At 35.8% G+C, this 12,711-nt stretch carries 14 protein-coding genes; all 14 read left to right on the top strand.

All coding sequences use genetic code 11. The annotated features are described in order from the left end of the window. Positions 1-126 precede the first annotated feature (126 nt). Positions 127-2,196 carry a Qat anti-phage system ATPase QatA gene (gene qatA, locus ACTNA4_RS14240; protein ID WP_441030690.1) on the top strand — a complete coding sequence of 690 codons (2,070 nt, stop codon included), beginning with the start codon at positions 127-129 and terminating at the stop codon, positions 2,194-2,196. Between the two features lie 6 nt (positions 2,197-2,202). Further along, positions 2,203-3,015 carry a Qat anti-phage system associated protein QatB gene (qatB, locus tag ACTNA4_RS14235; RefSeq protein WP_441030688.1) on the top strand — a complete coding sequence of 271 codons (813 nt, stop codon included), beginning with the start codon at positions 2,203-2,205 and terminating at the stop codon, positions 3,013-3,015. Positions 3,016-3,017: 2 nt separating this feature from the next. Next, on the top strand, positions 3,018-4,367 hold the full coding sequence (gene qatC / locus ACTNA4_RS14230; RefSeq protein ID WP_441030686.1) for a Qat anti-phage system QueC-like protein QatC: 1,350 nt from the start codon (positions 3,018-3,020) through the stop codon (positions 4,365-4,367). 1 nt (position 4,368) lies between these two features. Next, a complete protein-coding gene (gene qatD / locus ACTNA4_RS14225; protein ID WP_441030684.1) occupies positions 4,369-5,094 on the top strand; it encodes a Qat anti-phage system TatD family nuclease QatD in 726 nt (241 codons plus the stop codon). Positions 5,095-5,257: 163 nt separating this feature from the next. After that, the gene (locus ACTNA4_RS14220; RefSeq protein ID WP_441030682.1) at positions 5,258-5,638 is read left to right on the top strand and encodes an AlbA family DNA-binding domain-containing protein; all 381 of its coding nucleotides are present in this window, start codon (positions 5,258-5,260) and stop codon (positions 5,636-5,638) included. Between the two features lie 284 nt (positions 5,639-5,922). Beyond that, positions 5,923-6,513, top strand: coding sequence for a hypothetical protein (locus tag ACTNA4_RS14215; protein WP_441030680.1), 591 nt, complete (start codon positions 5,923-5,925; stop codon positions 6,511-6,513). Positions 6,514-6,535: 22 nt separating this feature from the next. After that, positions 6,536-6,988, top strand: coding sequence for a DUF4869 domain-containing protein (locus tag ACTNA4_RS14210; protein ID WP_441030679.1), 453 nt, complete (start codon positions 6,536-6,538; stop codon positions 6,986-6,988). Further along, positions 6,978-7,379 (top strand): ATPase, encoded by a 402-nt coding sequence (locus tag ACTNA4_RS14205; protein ID WP_441030678.1) that lies wholly within the window; start codon positions 6,978-6,980, stop codon positions 7,377-7,379. The genes ACTNA4_RS14210 and ACTNA4_RS14205 overlap by 11 nt, the downstream gene beginning before the upstream one ends. Before the next feature lies 1 nt (position 7,380). After that, positions 7,381-8,052 (top strand): hypothetical protein, encoded by a 672-nt coding sequence (locus tag ACTNA4_RS14200; RefSeq protein WP_441030677.1) that lies wholly within the window; start codon positions 7,381-7,383, stop codon positions 8,050-8,052. Positions 8,053-9,539: 1,487 nt separating this feature from the next. Further along, positions 9,540-9,725 (top strand): DNA-binding protein, encoded by a 186-nt coding sequence (locus ACTNA4_RS14195; protein WP_441030675.1) that lies wholly within the window; start codon positions 9,540-9,542, stop codon positions 9,723-9,725. Positions 9,726-9,742: 17 nt separating this feature from the next. Next, entirely contained in the window at positions 9,743-10,849 is a 1,107-nt protein-coding gene (locus ACTNA4_RS14190) for a site-specific integrase (RefSeq protein WP_441030674.1), read from the top strand. Then, complete coding sequence (locus tag ACTNA4_RS14185; protein WP_441030673.1) at positions 10,842-11,246, top strand: plasmid mobilization protein; 405 nt, start codon at positions 10,842-10,844, stop codon at positions 11,244-11,246. Before ACTNA4_RS14190 ends, ACTNA4_RS14185 begins: the two co-directional genes overlap by 8 nt. Before the next feature lie 111 nt (positions 11,247-11,357). Then, complete coding sequence (locus tag ACTNA4_RS14180; RefSeq protein ID WP_441030672.1) at positions 11,358-12,329, top strand: AAA family ATPase; 972 nt, start codon at positions 11,358-11,360, stop codon at positions 12,327-12,329. A 110-nt stretch (positions 12,330-12,439) separates the two neighbouring features. Continuing rightward, a complete protein-coding gene (locus ACTNA4_RS14175) occupies positions 12,440-12,583 on the top strand; it encodes a hypothetical protein (protein WP_441030671.1) in 144 nt (47 codons plus the stop codon). The last annotated feature ends 128 nt before the right edge of the window (positions 12,584-12,711 follow it).

The following is a 12,711-nucleotide window of genomic DNA, read 5'->3' as shown; positions in this document are numbered from 1 at the left end:
TACAGTAAGATTTAAATAATCTAATGACTTTTAGAGAATTTATACGAATGTATGTAATGTATTCGATACGTAAGCAGATACTGTATGTGTTAGTTTATTCACAAATGATGGAGAGGAGGTTCATTCATGATTTTATCGGATAATGAAACTAGAATTGACCGGCTTAATAATATGGCAATTGCTAAAACGATTGTATCAATTTTAAAAGAAAATACGGAATCTGTTTCAATTGGTGTACATGGAGATTGGGGAGCAGGGAAATCAAGCGTACTTGCTATGGTTGAAGATGAATTAAAGAAATTAAGCAATCCTGATCAAAATAATGTGAGTGATATTGATTCTGATTATAGTGTAATTCGGTTCAATAGTTGGCAATACCAAGGATTTGAGGATGCAAAAATAGCACTTATGAGAGCAATAGTGTGTCAGTTGGAAGATACAGCAAAAGTATACTTGGAGCATCATCCAATTGTTCATGGAATTGATGAAATCAAAGATATTGGTAAGAAATTATGGAAGAACCTTGATAAACTCAGTTTAGCTAAAAATGTTGGAAAAGTCGGAGTTTCAATTGCAACAGGAACAGCTCCTTTAGCTATAATGGAAGGCATTATAAGTACTATAAAAAATACCGTAGTAGATCAAGATAAAGTAGAAGAGTTGATAGGAACAATTGCAAATTTGATTGATACTTCTAAAGAAGAAACATCTGGCTATAGAGAGATGGAAGATTTTAGACAAAATTTCAAACAACTTTTTGAGAAAGCCCATATTCAAAAAATTGTTGTACTTATTGACGATTTGGATCGTTGTTTACCAAAGGTTGCAATTGAAACACTAGAGGCGGTACGAATATTCCTAACATTGGAAAATACAGCATTTATTATAGCTGCTGATGATGCAATGATTCGATATTCAGTTAAAGAATATTTTCCAAGAGTGCATGAAGAAAATAATGAAAAACAGGATACCATTACCAAATTGGATTATAACAATTTTGCTGATAAATATTTGGAAAAACTGATACAGGTGCCATTACATATTCCTAGAATCGGTATTGCAGAGGCTCAGCTTTATATAATGCTATTAATGATAGAATCCGAGCTGGGTGAATCAGAAGAGTTACAAGAATTAGGAGATGTAGTCATTAGTAAACTTCATAAACCATGGGCTTTAGAGCAACTTTCGACAGAAGAAATAAAAGCTGCTTTAAAGGATAAGTATAAAGATGCAATTGAAAATGTTAGGATTGCCAAGAGCATTGATAAAATATTAGCGGAACATACTGGTGGAAATCCAAGGAATATAAAAAGATTTATTAATATGCTTTTATTGAGAACTGAAATTGCAAGAAATAGAGGATTTGATCCTAATGAGCTAAAAATGGCAGTATTAGCCAAGATGATGCTAATAGAACAGTATAATAATGATTTTTACAAGGCTTTGGCAGATGAAATAGATGAAGAAGGTCATTGCAAGGCATTTCAAATCACTTCTGAACAAGAATTGGATGAAGCTAAAACAGAAGTTAATGAAGCTGATATGTCAAACAATACAAGTGAAGGAGATGAAAAGAAAACAAAGAGTAAAAAAGAAACAAAGACTGTAACAAAAACAGTTTGTGAAAAAGAATCTGATTCTATTATTGTGAGAAATGAACAATTCAAATTATTTCTGCAACAAGAAGATATAAAAGCATGGATGCAAATAGAACCATCTTTAGCAGGTATAGATCTTAGACCATATTATTTTGCTTGTACCGAAAGAATAGACTTTTTCTTTAGTAGTCCGGAAGAACGTTTACGAGAACTTGCTTCGGTTGTTCGGGCAGGCTCATTTAATACTCTAAATAAAAAAGAAGAAATAAGTGCACTTAATACTTCAGATGCAAAGCAATTATTAAAAATTGTATCTCAGGATGTTTTTGTAAGAGATTTATCAGAAAGTCAACCACCTAAGAGTATAGAAGGTATTAGATGTTTAGTAGAATATCATTCAGAACTTCAAGAAGATTTGGTAGATTTCTTATTAACATTGCCATTTGATAAATTGGGAATTTGGGCTGTTGGAGGCTGGGATTCTTGTATTCCAAAGACATCTAATGTTAGGGATAAATTGAGATTATTTTTTAAAAATGTGGAAGAGAGTACTACAAATCCGATTATAAAAAGCGCAGCAAAAGAATCGCAGAGGTGATAGTTTATGGGAACATCTACAAGGAATAAAGGACAATCTGGTCATACACCTTTAGTACCTTCATGGTTAGAGGAAGGTGGAGATGACGGAAGAGAAGGGCAAAATGCTGGTGAAATTAAGGCTATACCACCAGATGGAGATATAAATAGATTTACCGGCCCAAGAGGGACGTTTACTAAATACATATCAGGTGGTGGTCGTGACGGTAGTTCAATGAGAAAAAGCGTATCGCAATATGTGAGTCGTTCATTAGGAGGAAGTTCTAGGGCTACAACAAGATTAGGGTCTGCACGAAATAGTACTGCAAGATTATATAATGTATTAAATTCACTGTCTAGAAATGGTGGAATAAATGAAGTTGCGCACCAGTTATCTATTAACAATTTAGAAGGATTGTCAGCATCTAGCTTTTTTACTAAAATTGCCTCATTTGTTTGTCCAGATGGAGGACCTAACGATGAGGGAATGGCAAGAACAGCTTATTTTGATGCTATAGCTGAAAATCAAATGTTATATGAAAAAAAGATTGAAGAACTTACTGCTCAAGATTGTATGTCAATTTTGCAGAAATATATGAGTAAAGTAATTATGGAACATATTAAAAATGATATTGCTAATAAAATAATAATACTTCCAAATGATATTAATGAGATTTCACGTATAGAAGGTTCAGTGGAACAGTTGATTCAACAAAGTGTTGCTGATGCATGTGCAGAAGTACAACAAAATAATTTGCAGATGACAAATACAAAAGCAGAACAAATAACTGATTCCATATATAAGAAAACATATGAAATATTGGAAGGGCAAGGTGAATAAATATGTATAGGTATCATTTAGTTGCTTCGTTCAATAAAGAACAGCATGCATTTGAATATCAAATAATACCTGAGATAAGTACAATAAAAGTGCTACTTCCTATGCAGACATCGAATGGAAATTTTCGATATGGTCTTCAAACGATGATAAGCGAACTGCAAAGAGTAAATATTTATCCATCAGAGAGTGGATTTGATGCAATAATTATTGGACTGATGGTATATATTGCAGATATGAAAATATCAAGAAGAAAACAATCACAAGATTCATGGACAAGGGAAATAACGCTTTCTATACCAGTGTATGATAGTAAGTGGATGAATCATAGAAATACAATAGAACGAATGTTGAAATTTTTGACGGGTGATATATGGACATTGGAATTCAGTAAAAGAGAAGAAAGATTTGCAATAAGTGATAAAGAAGAAGAGCGTACAGATAAATATAGAGTTGCGTCATTATTTTCTGGTGGAATGGATAGTCTCATTGCAGCGATTAATTATATGGAACAAGGACAAGCAACTCTTTTAGTGAGTCATGCTGGAGAACCAAGAGTTAGAAAATGGCAGACAGATTTATTACAACTATTAGATGAAAATTATTCCAATGTTCCACATGATAATGCATATCTTTGGACAAGTTTGAGTGATATTGAATTGCCTGAAGCTGATGAAGATAAAAATCAGCGAAGCAGATCATTTTTGTTTATCTCAATTGCAATATTTGCAATGAGCGGAACAAAAGGGTGTAATCATCTGTATATGCCTGAAAATGGATTAATTGCATTGAATGTTCCTCTTGATAGTACGCGTATTGGTTCTCATAGTACGAGAACTACACACCCTTTTTATTTAAAATTATGGAATGAAATAAGTATGAGTGTTTTTGGTTTTTACATTTCAAATCCATACTGGAATAAAACAAAGGGAGAAATGGCAGCAGAGTGTTTAAATAAAGATAAATTAATGGATGCAATGGGAAAATCATATTCTTGTTCATCTGTAAATAATGCGAATATTCGTGGTGGACATTCACAACATTGTGGTCATTGTTTACCATGTATCATAAGAAGAGCAGCAATGTATCATGCTTTTGGAAAGAACGATCCTTCTGAGTATTTATATTCAGATATTGCGGCAATCGAGAGCAATCGCGATTTGGTTGGTGAACAATTACGTTCTTTTCAGTATGCAATTCAGAAATTAAAACAGAATCCAAATTCAAAGGAAATAATGATTTATAAAACTGGTCCACTTGATTCGGATGAGATGTATTTAAAGGAACTTTCAGAAATGTACTATCGAGGACTGATGGAGGTGGACCAATGGATTCAAGATAATAGGGAGAACTGATATGTTGATTGATACGCATTTTCATCTTGATTTGATGGATAATATGCAATTATTAATAAAACAGTCTAAAAATGTAAATGTTGGAATAATGGCTGTTGGAACAACACCGTTGGCTTATAAACAAGAACTACGATTTGTTAACGGTGCTAATGCAATTAAAGTTGGATTAGGGTTGCATCCTCAGTTGGTAAAACAAAGACATCAAGAAATTGATTTATTTTTAAATTTATTTAAAGAGGCAAAATTTATCGGAGAAGTTGGACTTGATTTCAATAAAGGGTATGAGGACTCAAAAGAGATGCAACTTATTTGTTTTCAAAAGATTGTTAGACAATGTGCTATAGAGGGGGAAAAAGTACTATCGATTCATAGTGTTAAATCTGCAAAAGCAACTATTGAAGTTTTACAAGAAACAGGAGCATTTAACAATTGTAAATGTATATTTCATTGGTTTACAGGAAGTGTATCAGAGAGAAAACTGGCCATAGATAATGGTGCATATTTTTCTATTAACCCTAAAATGCTAGAGACAAAAGCAGGGAAAGATGTAATACGTAATATTCCTGCGGATAGAATATTACTGGAGACAGATGCACCTTTTACAATGAAATGTAATTCTATGGAAAATTTATACAATGAGCTAAAAAGAATTGTTAGAGGGATTTGTTATATACGAAATGAGGATGTAATTTCACAAATAGAGGATAATTCCATGAGAATTTTTTAGAATAATGAGCTATATAAAATTAGTGAAATAATCAAAAGTAGATTCGATTTTGGCGTTTATGTTGAAGGTAGATAATAAAATGGAAAAGTACTGGCTACATGGTAATAATTTAAAGGTGAGGAAAAATCTTAAATATATATGAAGATAAATTGGAGGCGATAGAATGACAATTGAATTTATGAGAGACTTGCTTTCAAAAGATGAAAAAATAACAGTAGAATACAAAACCTGTCAGCATGGTGTTCAGGAAGATGTGTATGAAACGGTGTGTTCTTTCTCTAACAGATATGGCGGGTATATCATCATGGGTGTGGAAGATGACGGAACACCAATTGGAATTAACCGAAATATGGTTAAGGATATGAAGAGAAATTTTGTGAATCAACTCAATAATCCGGATAAGATGTCGCCAACCTTATATTTGTCGGTAGAGGAATTTGAATATGAAGATATGACACTTTTATGGGTATATGTACCTCCTACATCTACAGTAGAAAAATGTGCAAACAGGATTTATGACAGAACTGGTGCGGTTTATGATTAAAAGACTTCAACATGGACTTTGTAGTGAAAAGATTGACTTAGTCTCATACAGTCTCAAGTTAGTCTCATGAGATTTGATACTTGATGAGACTAAATAAAGTGGCAGAAATGCGATAAAATCAGTTTTTATGTAAGAATAAGAGGGATTATTAGTCTCAAGTCAGTTTCATTTGAAAATGAGACTGGGAAAATTATCATAGCCGAATATATATTGATGACAAAAGATATTGAAAAGGTAAATTCTTAAATAATTGTGTTTTGATTAAGGACAGAGAGGAGAATAGTATGAGTACAACTTATGAAATTTATAAATTTGCGAAACCAACCTTAAAAGAATTATCAATCGTAGATTACTATTCTGACTATGATGTTTTTAGTATTTTAGATGAAGATGGCGACAGCACAGGTGAGTTTATCAGTTTGTTCAGGATTGATGATAAATCTCTTAGCAATATTGTAGACAGCAGATTTGTCAGAAAGTTGGAACTACCGGAATTTGTTACAGATTATGATAGATTGTATGAACATATTGGATTTGATAAAGAGGCTATAAAGAAAAAACAGGTTCATATTGAATGTAGCGATGGATGGTATATGGATTTTACAGATGGTACTCAGACAAAAAGCGTAAGGATAGAAGAGTTGGACAAATTTAAAAATAAAGTCAATGTAAAATGTGTGGCTATCAAGATGAAATCTTTGTGGGATAGCGATGAGGTGTTTGTTTATCCTGATAAGAAAAGAGTGTTGAAATATATACCAGGAATTAATGAATATAGATATGTACCGATAACAAATGTGATACTCTCTAGGGCTGAAATTCCCTTTCTAATATTTGAAAGAAATAAAGGTAAGTGCTTTATTCAAAAGTGCTGATAATATGAAGGAGTGACATCGAATGATTGATATATATACAGAGAAAAAAGAGTCAAAAGATTGGATTCTTCAAAACGACCTGTATTTCAATTTGAATACAGGTAATGAAGAAATGTCCGAAAATGAAATAATGCTTATTCAGCAGGTGGATGAGGCAAAACTGACACCAGATAAGCGTATTGAAACAAAATATGGATTAGGTACAATTCGTAATTTGTCATCCGGATGCAAGACATTACTTAATATTGTAAAGCATCCTGATAAGGTGATAAGTGTAGAAGAATGTGGTCCTAATGTGCTTAAAATCATTTTTAAAATGGATAATATAAAGATTTATATGTCCAGACCAACGCTTTTTGATATTCCAGATAGTGTGCAAATCAGATTTAATGATTCTGATATAGTGACTGGCGGCAGGGGATATAGCACATGGTGGAGCAAGGAGTATGAAAGGAGAGAGACAGATGATTTATAAAAATATTACATTTAAAGCAGATCCGTTTTCATACAATCTAGAATTTGATGATAGAATAACGCTCGTTGGTGGAGACAGTGGTACCGGCAAAACAGTGCTCTATGAAATGTTGGAAGATATAAGATTAACAGATGAATACAAGGCTATAAAATTATTTAATTACAGATCAGATAATTTCTTTGAATCTATAAAACAATGCAGAGATAGTTTTATTGTGATTGATAATGCGGATTTTTTGATTAACGATGAGGTTAGACAATTCATTAATTTTGAATCATCAAATCAATATATGCTTTTCTTAAGAAATTGTGATGGACTCAATGTATCGGATAAGAGTTTTAAAGTGTTAAAGCTTGATAATAACAGGATAACACTGGAAGAGGAGTTGTGATATGAAATATTTATGGACAGAAGACACAGGCGCTGGACTTCACTTCTGGAAATTGATTAATCAAATTTTCTTCGATAATGAGCTTGCAATTGAAAGTAAAGGAAGTAATCAGGGAATCCTGGATGCACTGTCAGATCTAGAGATTAAAAAGGGAGACGAGTATTATATTGCATTTGATTATGCGGTAGACAATCAGGATATTCGTAACAAATATCGTTTGCTGAAATCAATAGCAGAAAAATCAGAAGGGAAGGTTGTAATTCTCGATATGATTTGTTTTGAATACTTGATTCTTGCCTTTGACAAGCTGGTGCCATGGACGGGAACTGGCAAGGCAGATAAAATCAAGATTCGTGAGGACATTCTATCAGCTATTGAGGACCATAGAATCAATTTTTCAAAGATTGATGACGAGAAGACCTTACAGTACTTAGCAGGATTTAAGAGATATTCTACAGAGCGAGTGATGAAATCATTGATAGGTGAACTTACAGAAAATGAAAAGTGGTCTGTCAAAGGTTCGCTTATGGGCGAGTGCTGGTACAAGGATTGTTGCATATCTGAGCATTCGGATAATCTAAGGTGTGGTGAGCCGGAGGTTGAAGATGGAAGTGAGAAGATGAGAATGTTGATACAGTCGGAAAGTGTGCAGAAAGTATTGAATCAAATCTAATGTTTTGGTAAATTACGCAAAAGCGATACTATTGTGTAGTACCACAAAATTTCCGGTTGCCAAAATATCTATTTCGTATTATTATTTTTATGGGTGAACTTGCAAACCAACAGATGATTATTCTTTGAATGGTCAAATGACCTGCAAGCCACCGGAACTACATACAATAATGACAAAAAATAGCTGGTACTGGATTGGTACTAAAAGTGTGTGAAACGAAAAATAATGTGTGGAAAAACCATTGTTTTCAAAATTATACAGTATAGAAAACAAACTAAAACGAATCAAAATCACATCAAACTTTGCGAGTTTGAATAATAAACACAGCTTCAGAAACAGCGAAAATAAGCCGTTTCTGAAGCTTTTTTCTTTTCATTGATACCTATATGATACCTGTTTGGGCAGTACCGGAGATATTCCGGAATACTGTAAAAGGTATTAAAGGTATTTCAATTTTTCTTTTTATTTCAGAGTTTCATTATTTTCCATTTTATTTACCGGTACAAATTGTACTACCAAGTGGTCGTATTGCGACCACGACAACAAGTGTCAGCAGACTTAAAATATATATGTAAATAGCCATCCAAAGAAAAAATAGCATTCTCGTTGGCTTCATAATTAAAAACCCGTAAGATATTACGACTTTTTTTGAATATTCCGGCGTTTGTGTCCGTGCTGTCCGGTCAGAAGGAAACCACAGAATCAATGATTGACTGGTGAAATCCTATCAGATATTGCGGCATTGTAAAGCCTGCTACAGCACCGCAAAGCGGCTCTGGGCTTGACAATACCGCACTACCTGATAAGTGGTAAACAAGCCAATCAAAGAGTTTCCCTCCTCCGGAATGTCGGTTTCCAAAATTCCGGAATCAAGGTTTCCGGTGACGAGAATATTCATTTTTTATCTGAATTCGGAATATCTCTCGGTGTTTATTGCGGGTGTAATGGTTTACCATTGTATGTGAAAGCAGTGATACTCCTCTGAGGAGTATATTACTCCTGCGAGGGGATAAAAAACTGATACAGATAATGGCAGAATGGATATGTGCTTAGGTGCAGTTATCATGTCAGTATTCGGAATCTACTTTGATGGGGAATCTTCCACAATGGCGGGATACAACGCAATCTGTGCAGATGATAGCATTTATATGAATTAAACAGCATTTAGGTTTAGAATTTTCAAATTTATTCGTACGGAAGTGTATTTTGTTACCAACAATAGTGAGGGATGAGGAACAATGAAAAATAGTCTTATAAAGGCTACTTATTGATAAAAGTTAGTCCTCTAAGGGTGAGCATGGAAATTTATTAGATGCTACAATCAGTTATAGCAGATGTGGAAATAAAAAGACGACTTACAAAGTCTACTTTTTGAATAAAGTCCGACCTACAAGATCGCACATGGAATTTCCAAATGAGTTACCATATTTATTATAAGCAGTATGAAATACATACCGGTACAGCCGGGGAGAGGAGGTGATAGCACTATGGAGAAGAAGATTTTTTATGATGTTTATGAAGTCATGGCAATGCTTACGATATCCAAATCCCACGCCTACAAGATTATTCGTGAATTAAATCGTGACCTTAGGGAACAGGGATATATGACAATTACCGGAAAGGTAAGCTGTAAGTATTTTGACGAGAAGTTCTACGGATTGCAGACCGCTTAGGAAGGAGTGTGAGGCAGATGGCTGCATACAAGGATGATGAGAGGGGAACATGGTATGTTTCCTTTCATTACAACGATTGGACAGGTAAAAACAGGAGAAAGCTGAAGCGTGGTTTCAAAACCCGTAAGGAGGCACTGGAGTGGGAGCAGAAGTTCCGACTCCAGCAGGCGACAAGCCTGGATATGGATTTTGGCTCATTTTACAGAATTTATGAGGAGGACTTGAAACCTAAGCTGAAGCTCAACACATGGAGAACAAAGGAGGTCATATTTAAAAACAGGATACTGCCGTATTTTAAGGATAAGAAGATGAATGAAATCAGTCCGGCAGATATTATCAAATGGCAGAATGCCATTATGAAACTTAAGACACCGGATGGAGAAGCATTTAAACCGACTTATCTGAAGACATTGCAATCGGAACTTTCTGCCCTGTTTAATCATGCCGTCAGATTTTATAATCTGTCAGATAATCCGGTGAAAAAGGCAGGAACGATTGGAAAGGGCAAGGCAGATGAGGTTGAGTTCTGGACGGAAGAAGAATATCTGAAATTTATAGAACAGGTAAAAGACAAATCCGTTTCCTATTATGCATTTCAGATTCTTTATTGGTGCGGACTCAGGACAGGAGAGCTGTTGGCACTGACTGCTGCTGATATTGATGAGAAGGTGCTTCATATAACAAAGTCCTATCAGAGAATTGATGGTGAGGATGTAATTACTGATCCTAAAACACCGAAAAGCAGGAGGGATGTTGTAATGCCTGATTTTCTGGCAGATGAGCTGAAGGAGTATCTGCAAAGTCTTTATGGATTTACGAGGGATAACAGAATATTTCTTATCACCAAGTCCTATCTTCACAAAGAAATGACAAGAGGTGCAAAGAAAGCAGGAGTAAAACGCATTTCCATTCACGGACTCAGGCATTCGCATATTTCCTATCTGATTAACAGAGGTTTTTCTGCGGTGGCTATCGGGAACAGAGTTGGACATGAGAGCCAGAGCATTACTTTTCGGTATGCACATATGTTTCCAACGGAGCAGCAGGAGATGGCGGCAGTACTTAATCAGGAGTTTTGTGAAAGGACAGGCATTGCAGTGAAGGGAGGAGATGAGAATGAGTAATAAGCACAAATATCCGACAATCAGTTTTCGTATATCTGACAGCAGCAGAAGGGAGATTGAAGCCAGAATAAAGGCAAGCGGTATGCTGAAAAAGGATTATTTTGTCCGTTCCTGTATTTATAACAGGATATGTGTTGTGGGTAAAAAGGAAACGGTGTATCAGCTTGTGGATTGCGTGAGACAGATGCAGGAAGATATGCACCTTTTGTCAGAGGAAATTCTTATGGAAGGACAGATAAAAAGAAAAGCATCTCCGATTGACGGCAGGGAATACGAAGAACTGGAAGAATTGCAGGCAGATTATATTGCCATGCTGGGTGCAATCATTGATATTCTTGACGGGGCAAGGTATCTGTGGGAACAGAGGGATACAAATACAAAACAGCCCGATGCATAGGCAGGGGCTGTAATGACATTAACAAAAGCGGAGCCTTTGCTATATGTACTTCGCAACTACAGTATAACAAAAGGTTCCGTAAATTAACAGTATTATTTACGGAGGTTTCAGATGGAAGAAGAGATTAAGCTAAAGATGATTCGGTTGTCACAGGTGGAAGCACAGCAGGTGAAGTGGCTGTGGTATCCGTTTATACCATATGGCAAGCTGACAATTATACAGGGCGATCCGGGAGACGGAAAATCCACATTTATATTAAATATTGCCGCAGTGCTTTCTAAAGGCGAGGGCTTTGATGATGCCATGGAGTCCGGTAAACCTGCAAATGTTATCTATCAGACGGCAGAGGACGGACTGGTAGATACGGTAAAACCAAGACTGGAGTCGGCAGGAGCAGATTGCAGCAGAATATCCATTATTGATGAGAGTGAAAAATCCGTATCCATGACGGATGACAGACTGGAGCAGGCAATAGTAAAAGAAAATGCAAAGCTTCTGATATTAGACCCGATTCAGGCATATCTTGGCGGCAGTACGGATATGAACAGGGCAAATGAAGCAAGAGACATTACGAAGAAGCTTGGAAGTATTGCAGAGAGGACAGGCTGTGCCATTGTTCTTATCGGTCATATGAATAAGGGCTCCGGTGCAAAGGCTGCTTACAGGGGAATGGGTTCCATTGACTTCTTTGCAGTGGCAAGAAGCGTACTTCTTGTAGGAAGAATCGAGGGACAGCCGGATATGCGGGCGGTTGTTCAGATTAAGAACAATCTGTCGGCATTCGGGCATCCAAAAGCATTTGAGCTGACAGAAGACGGATTCAGGTGGATTGGAGATTATGATATAACGGCGGATGAGGTATTAGGCGGAATTGCCCCGAAGTCAAATAAGCTCGATGCGGCAAGAAAGTTTCTTAAAGAGCTTGCAGGTTCCAAAGTGATGATACAGAGTAATGAAATACTTGAAATGGCGGCACAGGAGGGAATATCAAAGAGAACCCTTGAAACTGCCAAAAAAGAACTTGGTATTAAGGCGAAGCGTGTTGCCGGGAACTGGTATTGGGATTTACACAGGGATGAGTAAAAGTAACATCGCAACATTGCAAAGTGTCAGGATTTGCAGTCTTAGATTGCAAGGTTGCAAAATCTAAAGACCTTGCGGTGTTGCGGTCTTAAACAGAAAGGATGATTTTTATGACAATATTTGAAAAAATTGGAATTGAATATGAAGAAAGAGACGGATTATTATATCCTGCTTTATCCGTAACAGATGAGGTTATTGTGTTGGACAGCGAATTGAGGGAGACGCAAACGACAAATTATTTTTCCGTCCTTTAAAGAATCGACCGCGCAGCCTGGGAGCTAATGGCAGATTGACAGCGATAATACGGCACATTATTGGAGAGTATTGAAAGATCACGGAGCCCCATAGAGCTCCGTGATCTCAGTGTTATTAATCTGTGTAT

This window comes from Bariatricus sp. HCP28S3_A7 (assembly GCF_052066375.1).
Taxonomy (GTDB): Bacteria; Bacillota; Clostridia; order Lachnospirales; family Lachnospiraceae; genus Allocoprococcus.
This window is presented reverse-complemented; position numbering and strand designations above follow the sequence as displayed.